The organism is Sphingopyxis sp. J-6 (assembly GCF_046603995.1).
Classification (GTDB): domain Bacteria; phylum Pseudomonadota; class Alphaproteobacteria; order Sphingomonadales; family Sphingomonadaceae; genus Sphingopyxis.
This window is the reverse complement of record NZ_CP145810.1, coordinates 332,326-347,768: the sequence shown is the minus strand read 5'-3', so window position 1 is coordinate 347,768 and position 15,443 is coordinate 332,326. Positions and strand designations below refer to the sequence as shown.

General features: G+C 67.1%; 20 protein-coding genes. 15 read left to right on the top strand and 5 right to left on the bottom strand.

Annotated features, from left to right (window positions below; all coding sequences use genetic code 11):
- Window positions 1-122: 122 nt before the first annotated feature.
- The 7 genes from V6U71_RS01850 (at window position 123) to V6U71_RS01820 (ending at window position 5,324) form a co-directional block, all read left to right on the top strand.
- Window positions 123-572 carry a hypothetical protein gene (locus tag V6U71_RS01850; RefSeq protein ID WP_411340731.1) on the top strand — a complete coding sequence of 150 codons (450 nt, stop codon included), beginning with the start codon at window positions 123-125 and terminating at the stop codon, window positions 570-572.
- Window positions 569-1,387, top strand: a complete 819-nt coding sequence (locus V6U71_RS01845) for a ferredoxin--NADP reductase (RefSeq protein ID WP_411340730.1) — start codon at window positions 569-571, stop codon at window positions 1,385-1,387. Before V6U71_RS01850 ends, V6U71_RS01845 begins: the two co-directional genes overlap by 4 nt.
- A gap of 63 nt (window positions 1,388-1,450) precedes the next feature.
- Entirely contained in the window at window positions 1,451-2,083 is a 633-nt protein-coding gene (locus V6U71_RS01840; protein ID WP_411340729.1) for a lysophospholipid acyltransferase family protein, read from the top strand.
- Complete coding sequence (locus tag V6U71_RS01835) at window positions 2,080-2,907, top strand: DUF1295 domain-containing protein (RefSeq protein ID WP_411340728.1); 828 nt, start codon at window positions 2,080-2,082, stop codon at window positions 2,905-2,907. The genes V6U71_RS01840 and V6U71_RS01835 overlap by 4 nt, the downstream gene beginning before the upstream one ends.
- A complete protein-coding gene (locus V6U71_RS01830; RefSeq protein WP_411340727.1) occupies window positions 2,874-3,287 on the top strand; it encodes a ribose-phosphate pyrophosphokinase in 414 nt (137 codons plus the stop codon). Before V6U71_RS01835 ends, V6U71_RS01830 begins: the two co-directional genes overlap by 34 nt.
- 74 nt (window positions 3,288-3,361) lie before the next feature.
- On the top strand, window positions 3,362-4,537 hold the full coding sequence (locus V6U71_RS01825; RefSeq protein ID WP_411340726.1) for a PQQ-dependent sugar dehydrogenase: 1,176 nt from the start codon (window positions 3,362-3,364) through the stop codon (window positions 4,535-4,537).
- Window positions 4,538-4,547: 10 nt separating this feature from the next.
- On the top strand, window positions 4,548-5,324 hold the full coding sequence (locus V6U71_RS01820; protein WP_411340725.1) for an esterase/lipase family protein: 777 nt from the start codon (window positions 4,548-4,550) through the stop codon (window positions 5,322-5,324).
- Here the strand turns inward: V6U71_RS01820 and V6U71_RS01815 are convergent.
- Window positions 5,303-5,821 carry a GNAT family N-acetyltransferase gene (locus V6U71_RS01815; protein WP_411340724.1) on the bottom strand — a complete coding sequence of 173 codons (519 nt, stop codon included), beginning with the start codon at window positions 5,819-5,821 and terminating at the stop codon, window positions 5,303-5,305. The genes V6U71_RS01820 and V6U71_RS01815 overlap by 22 nt on opposite strands.
- A 258-nt stretch (window positions 5,822-6,079) precedes the next feature.
- On the opposite strand from V6U71_RS01815, the gene V6U71_RS01810 reads away from it, so the two are divergent.
- From V6U71_RS01810 to V6U71_RS01800, 3 genes are read left to right on the top strand one after another with little or no spacing between them, the layout of a single operon-like run.
- Window positions 6,080-6,715, top strand: a complete 636-nt coding sequence (locus tag V6U71_RS01810; RefSeq protein ID WP_411340723.1) for a class I SAM-dependent methyltransferase — start codon at window positions 6,080-6,082, stop codon at window positions 6,713-6,715.
- Between the two features lie 32 nt (window positions 6,716-6,747).
- Window positions 6,748-7,206: an Rrf2 family transcriptional regulator gene (locus tag V6U71_RS01805; RefSeq protein WP_411340722.1), complete on the top strand. Its 459-nt coding sequence runs from the start codon at window positions 6,748-6,750 to the stop codon at window positions 7,204-7,206.
- The gene (locus tag V6U71_RS01800; RefSeq protein ID WP_411340721.1) at window positions 7,199-7,894 is read left to right on the top strand and encodes a class I SAM-dependent methyltransferase; all 696 of its coding nucleotides are present in this window, start codon (window positions 7,199-7,201) and stop codon (window positions 7,892-7,894) included. Before V6U71_RS01805 ends, V6U71_RS01800 begins: the two co-directional genes overlap by 8 nt.
- Window positions 7,895-7,896: 2 nt before the next feature.
- Here V6U71_RS01800 and V6U71_RS01795 read toward each other — a convergent pair whose 3' ends face one another.
- Window positions 7,897-8,103: a hypothetical protein gene (locus tag V6U71_RS01795; protein ID WP_411340720.1), complete on the bottom strand. Its 207-nt coding sequence runs from the start codon at window positions 8,101-8,103 to the stop codon at window positions 7,897-7,899.
- Window positions 8,104-8,171: 68 nt separating this feature from the next.
- A complete protein-coding gene (locus V6U71_RS01790; RefSeq protein ID WP_411340719.1) occupies window positions 8,172-8,600 on the bottom strand; it encodes a VOC family protein in 429 nt (142 codons plus the stop codon).
- Between the two features lie 154 nt (window positions 8,601-8,754).
- Here V6U71_RS01790 and V6U71_RS01785 point away from each other — a divergent pair, with 154 nt between their 5' ends.
- On the top strand, window positions 8,755-9,087 hold the full coding sequence (locus tag V6U71_RS01785; protein WP_411340718.1) for a hypothetical protein: 333 nt from the start codon (window positions 8,755-8,757) through the stop codon (window positions 9,085-9,087).
- Window positions 9,088-9,114: 27 nt separating this feature from the next.
- On the opposite strand, the gene V6U71_RS01780 is transcribed toward V6U71_RS01785, so the two are convergent.
- Together V6U71_RS01780 and V6U71_RS01775 are read right to left on the bottom strand one after the other, a co-directional pair.
- Entirely contained in the window at window positions 9,115-9,510 is a 396-nt protein-coding gene (locus tag V6U71_RS01780; RefSeq protein WP_411340717.1) for an acyl-CoA thioesterase, read from the bottom strand.
- Window positions 9,507-10,757, bottom strand: a complete 1,251-nt coding sequence (locus V6U71_RS01775) for a threonine ammonia-lyase (protein ID WP_411340716.1) — start codon at window positions 10,755-10,757, stop codon at window positions 9,507-9,509. Before V6U71_RS01775 ends, V6U71_RS01780 begins: the two co-directional genes overlap by 4 nt.
- A 57-nt stretch (window positions 10,758-10,814) precedes the next feature.
- Here V6U71_RS01775 and V6U71_RS01770 point away from each other — a divergent pair, with 57 nt between their 5' ends.
- The 4 genes from V6U71_RS01770 to V6U71_RS01755 are packed head-to-tail and all read left to right on the top strand — an operon-like array spanning window position 10,815 to window position 15,442.
- Entirely contained in the window at window positions 10,815-11,693 is an 879-nt protein-coding gene (locus V6U71_RS01770) for an NAD(P)-dependent oxidoreductase (RefSeq protein WP_084758607.1), read from the top strand.
- Window positions 11,690-13,336 (top strand): amidohydrolase, encoded by a 1,647-nt coding sequence (locus tag V6U71_RS01765; protein ID WP_411340715.1) that lies wholly within the window; start codon window positions 11,690-11,692, stop codon window positions 13,334-13,336. The genes V6U71_RS01770 and V6U71_RS01765 overlap by 4 nt, the downstream gene beginning before the upstream one ends.
- A 4-nt stretch (window positions 13,337-13,340) precedes the next feature.
- The gene (locus V6U71_RS01760; RefSeq protein WP_411340714.1) at window positions 13,341-14,174 is read left to right on the top strand and encodes a class I mannose-6-phosphate isomerase; all 834 of its coding nucleotides are present in this window, start codon (window positions 13,341-13,343) and stop codon (window positions 14,172-14,174) included.
- A complete protein-coding gene (locus V6U71_RS01755) occupies window positions 14,171-15,442 on the top strand; it encodes an NAD(P)/FAD-dependent oxidoreductase (protein WP_411340713.1) in 1,272 nt (423 codons plus the stop codon). The genes V6U71_RS01760 and V6U71_RS01755 overlap by 4 nt, the downstream gene beginning before the upstream one ends.
- Window position 15,443 lies beyond the last annotated feature (1 nt).

Sequence of the window (15,443 nt, the reverse complement as noted above, 5' to 3'; positions counted from 1 at the left end):
GCCAACCCTGAATCAGCCGTCGATATGGTCGCCGATAGAATTTCTTGGTTGCGAACCATTCGCAATAACCTATGCCCGCGTGCACATCGCATGCGATCTTGCGCGATGATTCAGGGAAGCCCATGTACGCGTTCGTCGACCGCCCCGTCGAAACTCTCTGCAACAGCGGCCGTTTCCTGCTCTGGGCGATGCGCGGCTGGACGGCGGCTGTCGCACGCCGCAATTGCCCGCCGCGGGCGCTGCACAACGGCTTTGCGGCGGTCGGCGCCTCGCCGGCGCTCTCCGAATTCCATGCCGCGATGATATCGCTCGGCGCCGGTGCTCGCGAGGAAATTACCCTCGCGCCGATGTGCTGCCGGCAGATCGGCGAGGACGAGGCGATATTGATCGCCCTCTGGCACGACATGGCGCAGGATCGCGTCGCCGCGGCCCAGGCGACGCTCGCGCTGCTTGTCGAGCCCGACTGCGTCGTCCCCGCCAGCACCGCGCTCGCCGCCGCGTCGCTCAAGCTCGCCGCCGCCGGCTTCACCCTCTCCCCTCACAGCATGAACCATCAGGAAAACCGATCATGAGCGACCGTATCGCCGCCGCCGCAACGCTTGCCCCCTCCGCCTCGCTGACGGTCGAGGAGGTGCGCTCGGTCCGCCACTGGAACGAACATCTGTTCAGCTTCACGATCACGCGCCCGTCCAGCTTCCGCTTCCGCTCGGGCGAATTCGTGATGATCGGGCTGCCCGGCGGCGAAGGGCGTCCGCTGCTGCGCGCCTATTCGATCGCCAGCCCGGCCTATGCCGAAGAACTGGAATTTCTGTCGATCAAGGTGCCCGACGGCCCGCTGACCTCGCGGCTGCAGAAGATTCAGCCCGGCGACCCCGTCTATCTCGGGCGCAAACCGACCGGGACGCTCGTCGCCGACGCGCTGCTCCCCGGCAAGCGGCTGTTCATGCTGTCGACCGGCACCGGGCTGGCGCCGTTCCTCAGCCTCGCGCGCGACCCCGACATCTACGAGCGCTTCGACCAAATCTCGCTCGTCCATTGCGTGCGGCGGGTCAGCGACCTTGCGTTCCGCGACGAACTGGAAAGCCAGCTCGCCGGCGACCCGCTGGTGCAGGATCAGGCCTTGCTGCAATTCCATTATCTGCCGACGGTGACGCGGGAGCCGTTCCGGACCGAGGGGCGGATCGACGCGCTGATCGCGGGCGGTCAGTTGTTCGGCCATCCGCTCACCGGCCCCTTGGAGTTCGATCCGGCCGGCGACCGCATCATGATGTGCGGCAGCATGGCGATGATCCGCGACCTCCAGGCGCGTTTCGGGGAACTGGGGTTCACCGAAGGCTCGAACGCCGCACCGGGCGATTTCGTGATCGAACGCGCCTTCGTCGGCTGACGCACCCGCGCTTGCATCCCCCCGCGCTTTCGCGCAAGTCGCTCGGCGGAAGGGGAAAAACAAGTGGCGCGTATCGAAGACGATCCGCCGGGGCTCGCGGCGCGAGCGGTTCGCCGGTTGCTGTTGCTGCTGTACCGCCTGCGCGGCTGGAAGGCCGTCGGCGAGGTGCCCGAACCGCGGCGCTTCGTCCTCATCGCCGCGCCGCACACCAGCAACTGGGACTTCGTCAACTTCCTCGGGCTCACCGCCGACAAAGGCATCCGGCCGCATTTCATGGCCAAGCTGTCGCTTTTCCGCTGGCCGCTCGGCGGTTTCATCCGCCAGATGGGCGGCGTGGCGGTCGATCGCCGCAACAGCGGGCAGGTCGTGCAACAGATGGTCGACGAATTCGCGCGCCGCGCTGAATTCATGCTGACGGTCGCCCCCGAGGGAACACGCGGCAAGGCAGCGAAATGGCGAACCGGCTTCTACCAGATCGCGCTCGCGGCCAAGGTGCCGATGGTCGTCGGAATGATGGATTATCGCACCAGGACCGGCGGGCTCGGCCCGCTGATCTGGCCGACCGGCGATTTTCGCGCCGACATGCTGAAGGTGCTGGAGGTCTATAAGAGCTGCGTTCCGAAATTCCCCGATCGCGCGGTGCGCTCGATCGATGATATCGTCGGCAGCGATGTCGAAGCAGGAGAGCGCGGATGAGCGATGCGGCGATATTGCTGGCGGTCAATTTCGTCGTCCTGATCGGCGTCATATTGCTGTTGTGGCGCACAGCGGTCGCAATCCGCGATGTGTCGTTCATCGATGCTTTCTGGGCATTCGGCATGGTCCTGCTCGCATGGGGCGCGGCGGTGCAGGCCGGCTTCGGCGGGCTGCGCACCCAATTGATCCTCGTCCTCGTGACGCTTTGGGGCATTCGTCTGGCGACCCATCTTCTCCTGCGTTGGCGCGCGACCGGAGAAGATCCGCGCTATGTCCGGATCATCGGCCGGACGATGGAAACGAAAGGATGGAGCTGGGGCAAGACTGCGCTGCTCTCGGTGTTCCTGACGCAGGCGCCGCTGTTGTTCCTGACCTGCCTTCCCGCCCAACTCGGCATCTGGGCGAGTGCGAGCTTCCCGCCCGCAACCATCGGCTGGCTCGCCAGGATCGGCATGTTCGCCGCGCTGGCCGGGATCGCCTTTGAAACCATCGGCGATCTCCAGCTAAATAAGTTCCGCAACGACCCGGCGAACAAGGGTAAGGTGCTCGATACCGGCCTGTGGCGTTACACGCGCCATCCCAATTATTTCGGCGATGCGCTGACCTGGTGGGGCATCTGGCTTGTCGCCGCCGACGCGGGGTGGGAGCTTGCCGCCGCCAGCGTCATCGGCCCGATTTTCCTCACCTTCACCCTGACGCGCTGGTCGGGCAAGGCGCTGCTCGAAAAAGGGCTGCACAAGACACGCCCCGATTATGCCGATTATGTCCAGCGCACCTCCGGATTCATTCCATGGCCGCCAAAAGCTCCCGCGACCAAGGGCTAGGCGGCGAAGCCGCTGCGGCCGATGCCACCGCGCTCGGCGACGCGCCACGCATCCGCAACATCCTGACCGCTGCGGCGCGCGAGGGGCGCAGCGTCAGCTACTCCGAACTGCTCGGCGATCTGGGTTTCCGCTTCACCCGCCCGAAAATGCGCGCCGTGTGCCGGACGCTGGGCGAAGTCGACCGGCTCTGCGCGCTCGATGGCGAACCCGATCTTGCGGTGCTGGTCGTGCGCGAAAGCGACCGCCTGCCCGGGCAGGGCTGGTGGGTCGGCGGGACCGCGCTGCTGCTCGGATATGACGGGCCGTGGGAAGGCGCGGCGGCGGCCCGCTTCATTCGCGAACAGCAGCAACTGGCATTCGATTATTGGGCCGGGCGGTAAGTCCGGCCAAGCCCCTCGACTTTGCCCGCGCGGAACGGCAAATTGCCGCTGCCCCCAACCAAAGCGAGCCCCCCATGAAACATGTCCCGACACTTGCCTTCGCCGCGCTGGTCATCGCCGCCTGCTCGGCGGGTACCGCGCCCAGCGAGGCCGCTCCGGCCGATACCGCCAAACTCGACGCCTCGGGCGACCAGCCCGCGACACCGGTCGCCGACGCGCCCTTCACGGTGCAGGAGATCGCCGATTTCAACGAACCTTGGGCGATGACCTTCATCCCCGGCACGAAGCTGGCGCTGGTCACCGAGCGGTCGGGCAAGCTGAAACTATGGCAGGAAGGCGGATCGACCCTCGATATCGCGGGCGTCCCCTCGGTCGCCTACGGCGGCCAGGGCGGCTTCGGCGACGTCATTCTGGCACCTGACTTTGCGCAGTCGGGCACCGTCTATCTGAGCTGGGTCGAGGCTGGCGCCGGCGGCACCTTCGGCGCCGTCGTCGGCAAGGCAAAGCTCGAACAGGGCAGCGCGCCGAAGCTTTCGGACCTCCAGATCATCTGGAAACAGGACCCCAAGGTCACCGGCCGCGGCCATTTCTCGCATCGCCTCGCCTTCTCGCCCGACGGCCGATACCTGTTCATCGGCTCGGGCGAACGCCAGAAGTTCGATCCGGCGCAGGACATGAAGGCCAATCTCGGCAAGATATTGCGCCTGAACCCCGACGGCAGCGTGCCCGCCGACAATCCCTTTGCCGATCAAGCGGGCGTCACCGCGCAAATCTGGTCGCTCGGCCATCGCAATATCCTCGGGCTCGCCTTCGATGGCACCGGCCGGCTGTGGAATCAGGAGATGGGGCCGAAGGGCGGCGACGAGGTCAACCTCGTCGAAGCCAAGGCCAATTACGGCTATCCCATCGTGTCGAACGGCGATCATTATGACGGCAAGGATATTCCCGATCATCCCACGCGCCCCGAATTCGCCGCGCCGAAACTGTGGTGGAACCCCTCGGTCTCGCCCGGCGGGCTCGTCTGGTATGGCGGCGATGCCTATCCGGGCTGGAAGAACAGCCTGCTGATGGGTGCGCTGTCAGGCGAGGGGCTGATTCGCATGGCCATCGACGGCGACGCGCTCCACAAGTCGGACCGCTGGGATTTCGGTACCCGCATCCGCGAGGTAGAGGCCCGCGAAGACGGTACGGTGTGGCTGCTCACCGACGGTGAGAAGGGCAAGCTGTTGAAACTGGTGCCGAAGCGCTAATATCAGGCCCATGATCCGCGGCTTTCTCACCCGCCGGGCCGAATGGCCCGCGCGCATCCCCGATCCCGACGCGCCGCCGCCCCTGTCGCTGCTGTGGCGCGAGGCGGGCGCCTTGCTGCGCGCGATATCGGGACGCATCCGCCCGATGCCGCCCGAGCCCAACCCCGACAGCGACCATCCGCCGGTAATGGTGCTGCCGGGCTTCCTGTCGGGCGACTGGGCGACGAAGGCGCTGCGGGCCGACCTCCGCCGCGCCGGCTTTCGCTGCTATGCGTGGGGCCTCGGCTTCAACCGCGGCGCGACTGCCGACATCGTCGACCGCATCGATAGCCGCGTCCAGTGGATCATCGACCGCACCGGCCACGCGCCCGCGCTGGTGGGATGGTCGCTCGGCGGGATTTACGCCCGCGAATATGCCAAGCACCACCCCGACAAGGTCGCGCGCGTCGTCACGCTCGGTTCGCCCTTCTCGGGCTCCCGCCGCGCCAACCGCGCTTGGCGGCTCTATCACCTCGTCGCGCGCCACCCCGTCGACAATCCCCCCATCGACTTTCACCCCGCGCCGCGCCCCAGCATGCCGACCTTCGCGCTATGGTCGAAGCACGATGGCGTCATCGCCGCCGGCAGCGCACGCGGCCTGCCGCACGAAAGCGACCGGCAGGTCGAGGTCGATTGCGGCCACATGGGCTTTGCCTATGCGCCGAACTCGGTGGCGGCGATCGTCAAGGCGCTGACCGAAGAGGTCGACGCCGCGAACATATCGGCTCAGCACACATCGATGCGATAGGCGGGCGCGGCGCGCCACGACAGCAGCATCCGCCCCGGCCGCCGCCCCGCACGCCCGGTCGAGACGAAACCAACCCTGCGCAGCAGCGCACGCGAGCGTTCGTTGTCGGGATGGCATTCGGCGACGATCGAACAGCCCGGCCGCGACGAGGCGAGCGCTTCGACGACCGCACGCACCGCCTCGGTCGCAATGCCCTTGCCCCGCACGCGGGCAGCGAACCAGTAGCCGATCTCATATTCCTGTCCCAAACGCCGGTGGACACCGATCACGCCGTTGAGGTCGAGGCCGCTTTCGTCGCGCACGGCGTGGAACACGTCGCCGCCGCCCGATCCGGCAATCAGTGCGCGGGCATCGGCCTCGGTGAACGGCGCGGGCAGGAAATGGATTCGCGAGGTCACCGTTTCGTCGGTGATCGCAGCGAGCGCGCGCGCATCATCGGCGGTGAGCGGCGTGATGCGGCAATGGTCGGTCGACAGGGCAAGCAGGGTATCGATCATGTCGCGTCTTCTTCAAAAAAGCGCACGCCGCGAACCGAGGGGGTGATGATGTGATGACAACCATTCGCCTTCCGGACACGGCGGCGATGGTCATAGGGTGATGCCATGCCGCTCCTATGTAAAGGAGCGCCAATACGCCTTGAATCGAAGGGATCGGTCGTTGGTCATCGCCGTAGCGCCTATCAGCTTTATGCGCGGCGATCAACGCTCTCCGGGAAACACTGGCCGCGCGGCATCGGGGCACGCTACCCTCCACATATGACGCCCGCCGATACAAAAGCTTTCATCCGCGACAATCTGCCGGTCGCGCCGGTCCCGGGCGTCCCCGAAATCCTCCTGCACAAGGCGGCGCCGGACAGCGGCCTCGGCCACCTTGCCGCGCGCGATGCGGAGGGTTTCGGTGCTCCCTATTGGGCGCATTACTGGGCCGGCGGTCTCGCGCTCGCGCGCCATATTCTCGACCATCCCGAATGTGTTGCCGGGCGCTGCATCCTCGATCTCGGGGCGGGATCGGGGCTGGTCGCGATCGCGGCGGCCAAAGCCGGGGCGCGGCAGGTGACGGCGATCGATACCGATCCCTATGCCGTCACAGCGATCGAACTCAATGCAGCGCTCAACGGGGTTCAGCTCGATATCCGCGCCGGGGACGTCGCCGGCCTCGATACGCCCGATGCCGACCTCATCCTCGCCGGCGATCTCTTCTATTCGGAGGAACTCGCCAGCATGGTCGTCGCTTTCCTCGATCGCTGCCGCATCGACGCGCTGATCGGCGACCCATGGCGCCGCTCGCTGCCTCTGACGCGCCTTCGGGAAATCGCGCGCTACGATGTCGCCGAATCGGGAAGAACGACGAAACCCGGCGGAGTCTTCCGTTTTTTGCACCGCCCCCCTTGAACCCGAGCCGGTCACGTAATATGTAAAGTTACATGAAACGCGACAGCCGATTGTCGGGCGTGCTCCACGTCCTCCTCCATATGGCCGAACAGGCGGAGCCGCTGACCTCCGACCAGCTCGCCAAGGCGATGCAGACGCATCCCGTCGTCATCCGCCGCATCCTTGCCGGACTGCGCGATGCCGGCTTCGTCCACAGCGAAAAGGGCCATGGCGGCGGCTGGACGATCGCGCGCGATCTTGCCTCTATCACGATGCGCGACGTTTATGAGGCGATCGGCCGCCCGCACCTGATGGCGATGGGCAACCGCACCGACGCGCCGGGCTGCCTTGTCGAACAGGCGGTCAATGCCGCGCTCGACACCAGCTTCCGCGACGCCGAGGCCCTGCTGCTCGACCGCTTCGCCGGGGTCACGCTCGCCGAACTCGCCGCCGATTTTCACGCGCGGATGGCCGCGCGGCACATGACAGAACAGGAGCATATTCATGACTAAGGGCGCCCAGCATTTCCTCGACAGCTTCAAGGACCCGGCCGCGGTCGAAAGCTATACCGAAGGGCCGCGGCGCTTCGTCCCCGGGCTCGACGGGCTGCACCGCATGACCGGACTCTTGCTCGCCGAGCGCGTGCCGGAGGACGCGCATATCCTCGTGCTCGGCGCCGGCGGCGGCAGCGAGATGAAGGCGATGGCCGAGGCACATCCGGGCTGGCGTTTCACCGGCGTCGATCCGGCGGGACCGATGCTCGATCTGGCGGCCAGGGTCATGGGGCCGCACGCGGCGCGCGCCGCGTTCATTGAAGGCTATATCGACGACGCGCCTGCGGGCCCGTTCGATGGCGCCACCTGCCTCCTGACCTTGCATTTCCTCGAACGCGAAGAGCGTATCCGTACCGCGTCAGAAATCCGCGCCCGGCTAAAGCCCCGCGCGCCCTTCGTCGCCGCGCACGGCAGCTTTCCGCAAGGCGCGGGCGACCGCGACCGCTGGCTCGACCGCTATGCCTCCTATGCCATCGCCTCGGGCGGCGACCCCGATCAGGTCGCCAAGGGGCGCGAAGCCGTCGCGACCCACGTCGCGATGCTGAGCCCCGAAGCTGACGAGGAGGTTCTTCGCGCCGCGGGGTTCACGGGCGTCGAGCAATTCTACGCCGCCTTCACTTGGCGCGGCTGGGTGGGCTATGTCTAGGGTCAGCCGCGCGGTTTCACCGTCACCCACACGCTGACCGGCGCCGCAAATTTTCCGGGCGCCGGCTTGCCGACGTCGACCCGTTCGGCGGTGACCAGCTCGCCGGTCTCGAGCGTAAAGCTCGCCCATGGTTTCGGCATGCGGCCAAAGCTCATCTTCTGGATCGGCTGGCCGGTGGCGGTGTTCATGATTGTCGCAACGATACCCATGCCGCGCGCGGTAGCGATGCGCCGCCGACATTGTCCAGCACGAAGCGAAGCCGTGCCGATAATCGCGGCTAGAAATTGATCACCACCGACCCCGCACTGCGTTTGGCCGCGCCATGGTGGACCGCCTCGATATTGTTCCCGTCGGGATCGAGAAGGAAGGCGGCATAATAGCCCGGATGATAGGATCGCTTGCCCGGCGCGCCATTGTCGCGGCCGCCCCCGCCAAGGCCGGCCCGGTAGAAGGCGTCGACCATCGCATGATCGGCGGCCTGAAAGGCGAGGTGATGGCGTCCGGTCAATTCCCCGAGCGATTCCTTGCTGCCGACCGACGAAACGAACAACTCGTCGAACCAGAAATGCTCGGCCGCCTCACCGCCGATCGGGATTCCCAAGACATCGAAAATCGCGCCATAGAATTTGCGGCTCGCGGCAAGGTCGGCAACGACGAGCTGGATATGATCGATCAGCCGGCCGCGATGCAGTTCCATCGTTTCCATTCCGCTTCTCCTTCGGCGGACTTACCGATCGGACTGCCCAAAGTTCCACCGTCGACACGAACGCTTCACGCTGGTGGATCGGCGCGCATCCGAATATGGATGGCCGGTGTCCTGCGCGGGACACGTCTGCCGTATCGACAGGAAGGTCCGCACCATGATCCTCGCTCCCCTCGCCCTCTTGTTCGCGGCACAAAGCGGCGCGGCCGCGCCAGCGGGCGTCTGTTCCTATGCGGTGATCGCGGGCGATGCGAGCAGCCGCAAGACGAACGTCCACCGCACCCCTACGATCGCGTCGGGGAAGGTCGGCAAGCTCACCCGCGGCACCCCGGTGTTCGTCTGCGGCGCACGCGGCAACTGGCTGTGGGTGCATTTCGCACAGGGGCGCCACAGCTGTCGCGGGACGGCAAACGGCCTCGATGTCCGCTATGCGTCGACCTGCGCCAAAGGCTGGGTCGAACGGCACCGCGTGGCGGTAGCGGCGCGCTGATCGCGGCGTGCACCGCCCAACCGTCCGCTAATCGTCCAGGAAAGGCGCCACAATTTCATCGGTTACCCGGAGCGGGCGGCCGCTCGCCTTGTCGAGCAACGCCCACACCGTTCGCGCCCGGACATGGACCTTGCCGTCGGCGCCGGTGAACTCCATGAAGCGGTCGAACTTCGCCCCCTGCGGGATGTCGGCCACCCATGTTCGCGCGATCACCGTCTCGCCGGGGCCGAGCGCGCGCAGATAGTCGATCTCGTGCCGCACCACGACCCAGATATAGGCGTCCTTATGTGATTTCGGCGCGGCAGCGTCCCAATGGCCGGTCGCGACCTGCTGGATCCACTGCACCCAGACGGCATTGTTGACATGGCCAAGCTCGTCGATGCTCTCGGGCGTCGCAACGAACTCGCGCGTAAATTCCCTCATGCGAGTTCGACGGTGGTCACCATATAGCCCGCCTCGCGGAGCGAGGCGACGAGGCTGTCGAGATGCTCGCGGTCGCGCGCTTCGCATTCGATGTCGGTGATCAGGCCCTTGGCCGGCAGCGTCGTAAAAATGCGCTGGTGATAGATTTCGATGATGTTGACCTGCTTCTCGTCGAACAGCTTCATCACCTTGAACAGCGCGCCGGGGCGATCCTGCAGGCGGATGCGCAGCCGCGCGATGCGGCCCGAGCGTGCGAGGTCGCGCAGCAGCACATTGGCGAGCAGCCGCGTATCGATATTGCCGCCGGTCAGCACCAGCCCGACCTTGCGCCCGGCAAATTCCTCGGGATGCGCGAGCATCGCCGCGAGTCCCGCCGCGCCCGCACCCTCGACCACCGTCTTCTCGATCTGGAGCAGCAGGCTGACCGCACGCTCGAGGTGACGCTCGGCGACCAGTACGATATCGTCGTTGAGCTCGGCGACGAGCTTTCGCGTATAGGACCCCGGTTCCTTCACCGCGATACCCTCGGCCAGCGTGTCGCCTTCGCACGCCATATCGACGCCGTTCAGCTCGGCATACATTGACGGATACAGCTCGGCCTGCACCCCGACGAGGCGCACGTCATTCTTGATCCCGCGCGCCGCGGTGCCCATGCCCGCAAGCAGGCCGCCGCCGCCGATCGGCACGATCAGCGTGTCGATCTCGGGCACATCCTCGAGCATTTCGAGCGCCACCGTCCCCTGCCCCGCCGCGACATCGGGATGGTCGAACGGATGGACGAAGGTCAGCCCGCGCTCGACTTCCAGTTCGCGGGCATGGGCATAAGCGTCATCGAACTTCTCACCGAACAGCACGATCGTCGCGCCATGGCCCGCGGTCTGCGACACCTTTACCTGCGGCGTCGTGCTCGGCATTACGATGGTGACCGGCACGCCGAGCCGTTTGCCGTGATAGGCAAGGCCCTGCGCATGATTGCCCGCCGAGGCCGCGATCACGCCGCGCGCCTTCGCCGCGTCGTCGAGCAACAGCAGCGCGTTGAGCGCGCCGCGCTCCTTATACGCAGCGGTAAATTGCAGATTCTCGAATTTCAGCCACACCTCGGCGCCGACCAGATCGGACAGGGTCTGCGACTTCAGCGTAGGTGTCCGCACCACCGCGCCGTTAATTCGCCCCGCCGCCGCACGCACATCGTCCAATGTGATTGCCGGTAAATCGGCAGCGGGGGTCAGGGTGAGTTGATCTGTCATAACGACAGGCGCCCTACCGCATCTAGCGCGCGAAGCAAACAATGCTATGGACCGCGCATGAGCGAACAAAAATTGCGTATCAGCTTCATCGGCACCGGCGTCATGGGCGGACCGATGGCGGGCCATCTCGTCAAGGCGGGGCATGACCTCACCGTCTATAACCGCACCCGTGCCAAGGCAGACGCCTGGGTGGCGCAGCATGGCGGCGCGGCGGCATCGACGCCGGCCGAAGCCGCGAAAGACGCCGACGTCATACTCTCGTGCGTCGGCAATGACGACGACCTCGCACAGGTCACGCTGGGCCGCGACGGCGCCTTTGCGGCGATGCGCAAGGGCGCGCTGTTCGTCGACCACACCACCGTCTCCGCCCGCATCGCTCGCCAGCTTTCGGTCGAGGCCGAATCGCTCGGGCTGCTTGCTCTCGACGCTCCCGTCTCGGGCGGCGAAGCCGGCGCCCAGAACGGCACCTTGTCGATCATGTGCGGCGGCACGCCGGAGGCCTTTGCCGCCGCCGAGCCGGTGATGCGCGCCTATGCCGCGCGCATGGTCCATATCGGCGGCCCCGGCGCCGGACAGACGACAAAGATGGTCAACCAGATCGCGATCGCCGGCGTGTTGCAGGGGCTGTCCGAGGCGCTCCGCTTCGCGCAGGCGTCGGACCTCGACACCGACAAGGTGTTCGAAGCGGTGTCGGGCGGCGCTGCGGCGAGCTGGCAGATGCTCAACCGCTGGGGCACGATGGCGAAGGACGAATTCGATTTCGGCTTCGCGGTCGACTGGATGCGCAAGGACCTCGGCCTCGCGCTCGAAGAAGCGCGCCTCAACGGCGCGACGCTGCCCGTCGCGAGCCTCGTCGACCAATTCTATGCCGACGTTCAAAAGGCCGGCCATGGCCGCCGCGACACGAGTTCGCTGGTGACAAGGCTGCCCAAGTGAAACGCCTCGCCCTTGCCGCGCTGCTGTCGCTCGTCGCCGTACCGGCGCAGGCCGATACACTCGTCGACAATGTCAACGGCATCACGCTCGACAAGGACGGCAAGCTCGTCCGCTTCACCGGACTGGTCATCGCGTCAGACGGCAAGGTCAAACAGCTCCTCGACCGCAAGGACAAGCGCCCCGAACGCCCCGATTTCAAGGAGGACGGCAAAGGCCGCACGCTGATTCCGGGCATGATCGACGCCCACGGCCACGTCATGGGCTTCGGCTTCTCGCTGATGCTGCTCGATCTGTCGGGGACGAAATCGCTTGCCGAGGCACAGGCGGCAATCCGCAAATATGCCGCGGCGAACCCCGAAATGCCGTGGATCATCGGGTCGGGCTGGAATCAGGAAAAATGGGGCCTCGGCCGTTTCCCGACCGCCGCCGACCTCGACGCCGCGGTTCCCGACCGTCCCGTCTGGCTCGAACGCATCGACGGCCATGCCGGCTGGGCGAACAGCGCGGCGATGAACGCGGCAAAGGTCAGCGCGACGAGCAAGGCGCCCGAGGGCGGCCGCATCGAGATGGCGGACGGCAGGCCGAGCGGCGTGTTCGTCGATGCGGCGATGGCGCTGGTCAACAATGCCAAGCCCAAGCCGCTGGCGCGCGACCTCGACCGCGCCCTCTATCTCGCGCAGCAAAAGCTGCTCGAACAGGGCATCACCAGCATCGCCGACATGGGCACGACGATCGCCGACTGGCAGGCGTTTCGCCGCGCCGGCGACAAGAAACAGCTCGCGATCCGTATTCTGAGCTACGGCGCCGACATCGACAATATGGCGATCATCGCCGGACAGGAACCGACGCCGTGGCTGTACGACGACCGGCTGCGCATGGTCGGGGTCAAGCTCTATCTCGACGGCGCGCTCGGTTCGCGCGGCGCGTGGCTGAAACAACCCTATAGCGACGCGCCGGGGCAGAAGGGCCTGCCGCTGCTCACCCCCGCCCAGCTCCGCAACAAGATGGTCCGCGCATCGATGGACAATTTCCAGGTCGCGATCCACGCGATCGGCGATGCCGCCAACGCCGAAGCGCTCGCCGCAATCGGCGACCTGACCGCCGACCTGCCCGGCGAGCGGCGCTGGCGGATCGAACATGCGCAGGTCATCGACCCCGCCGACATTGCGCGTTTCGCGCAATTGAAGGTCATCGCCTCGATGCAGCCGATCCACCAGCCGTCGGACCGGCTGATGGCCGAGGCCCGCCTCGGTCCAGACCGCCTCAAAGGCGCCTATGCGTGGCGCAGCCTCGAAAACGCGGGCGTCCGCCTCGCCTTCGGCTCCGACGTGCCCGTCGAAAGTTCGAACCCCTTTCCCGGCATCGCCGCCGCCATCTCGCGCACCGACGCCGCGGGGCAGCCGTTCGGCGGCTGGCATCCCGAAGAAGCGGTGACGCGCGAAACCGCGCTCGACGGCTTTACCCGCACCGCCGCCTTCGCCGCCTTCGCCGAGGACCGGCTCGGCACGCTGATGCCCGGGATGCGCGCCGACTTCCTGATCGTCGACGGCGATCCGCTGATGGCGAGCCCCGACGAGATCCGCCGCATGGCGCCGCTCGAAACCTGGATCGGGGGATATCGCTATTACAAGCGGAAGGAGTGACCCGATGCCTGTAACCCGCCTCATCCCTCGCCGCGTCGCCAAGCCGTGGGGCCGCACCGACATCGGCCCGCTGTTCGATGCCGCGGGCGAGCGCATCGGCGAAATCTGGTTCGAACTTCCGGCAGGGTGCCCCGAACCGGCGCTACTGATCAAATATCTCTTCACCTCCGACGCGCTGTCGGTGCAGGTCCACCCCGACGACGCCGGGGCGCAAGCGGTCGGCGCGCGGCAGGGCAAGGAAGAGGCGTGGGTGATCCTCGATGCCGACGACGACGCGGCGATCGGCCTCGGCCTCGCACAGCGCGTCACGCCCGAAGAGCTGCGCGACGCCGCGCTCGACGGCAGCATCGAGGAACTGATCGACTGGAAACCCGTCGCGCCGGGCGATCATTTCCACGTCACCCCCGGCACGATCCACGCGATCGGCGGCGGGCTCGCGCTCATCGAAGTGCAGCAATATGCCGACATCACCTATCGCCTCTACGACTATGGCCGCCCGCGCGAACTGCATCTTGCGGAGGCGATGGCCTGCGCCGATCCCGGTCCCTATCTGACCCCGAACCTGCGCACGCCGATCGCGGTCGGCATCGACCGCCTCGTCGACGGCCCGAAATTCGGCCTTGTCGATGCGCACCTCGACGATTTCGCCGCGCTCCCCGATCTCTGCGCCTCTGGCCCCGTCTGGTTCATCCCCGTCGACGGTTCGGGGGAGGTCGAAGGCAAGCCGTGGCAGCCCGGCGAATGCTGGCTGTTCGACGATGCCGCGAACCTCGCCATGCTCGCCGGCAGCGGCCGCGCCCTCATTGCCTGGGTGATCAAGGGGGCGACCGCCGCATGAGCCTCGATCGCCGCAAGCTGCTCGCATCGCTCGCCGCCGTCCCCGCTGCACTCGCGGTCGGCGCCGCGGCGCGGGAGAAGAAGGAACCGAAACCGAAGGATCCGCCCGAGCCGCGCAAATCGCGCAAGCGCAGGGGCGCCAAGGCGCCGGAGAGCCATGTCGACGTCGCGGTCGTCGGCGCCGGCGCGCTCGGTGCGTGGACCGCCTGGCACCTCGTCCGGCAAGGCAAAAGCGTCCGGCTGTTCGACGCCTATGGCGCGGGCAACGGCCGCGCCGCGTCGAACCTGCCGTCGATGCTGCTCGACCCGGCGCAGGGCGGCGACGCGCTTTATGCCGGGCTTGTCTCCGACAGCTATGCAGCGTGGGACAAGCTTTCCGACACCGCCAGCCTGCCGATCCTGACGCCGTGCGAGGCGCTGACGACGCTCGCCGCAACCGACCCGGCCGTTGCACCGCGCGGCAGCGACCGCGAAAGCGGCGACAAGCTCAAAAACCGCTTTACCCAGATCGCATGGCACGCCGGCGAGGCCGCCTATATCGCCGAAAAGGCTGCCATGCTGGCGGGGCGCCGCGGCGTCCTCGAAACCTTACTCGACGCACAGGTCGAACCCGAGGCGGTAGTGATGCCCGCGCCGCTCCGCGACAAGCGCCGCGACGTCTATGCCCTGCCAGACGGCGGCACTGCGGGCAGCATCGTCTATGCCTGCGGCGCCTGGCTCACCGAACTCTTCCCGCAGTTGCTGACGCCGCAGCGGCTTTCGGCGGTGCGCAGCCAGGTTTTTCATTTCGGACCCGGACAGGGCGACCTGCAATATCGCCCGCCCGCGATGCCCGCCTTCATCGACCGCGCCTATGGCTTTACCGCGCTTCCCGACATCGAGGGTGAGGGTGTGCGCTGCTGGCGTAGCCTCGGCGATGCGAGCGTCGATCCCGACAGCTTCGACCGCCGCGCCGACGAACGCGCGCTCGCCGATGTCCGCCAGTGGCTTGCCAGCCGCCTGCCGCGCATCGGCACCGCGCCGGTCGTCGCCAGCGCCGCGGTGCACGATTGCCGCACCGTCACCGGCGACCTGCTGCTCGACCGCCTGCCCGACCATCCGCGCGCGTGGGTCGTCGGCGGCGCGGCCGGACGCGCCTTCGCGCTGGCGCCCGCGATCGGCGCGCGCGTCGCGGCGCATGTCGCCGACGCCGGACGCCCGGTCGAGCCGCGCTGGGCGCTCGCCCGGCTGACGGGCGGCATCGTCACGCCGCCCCCGCCGCCATCCTGAT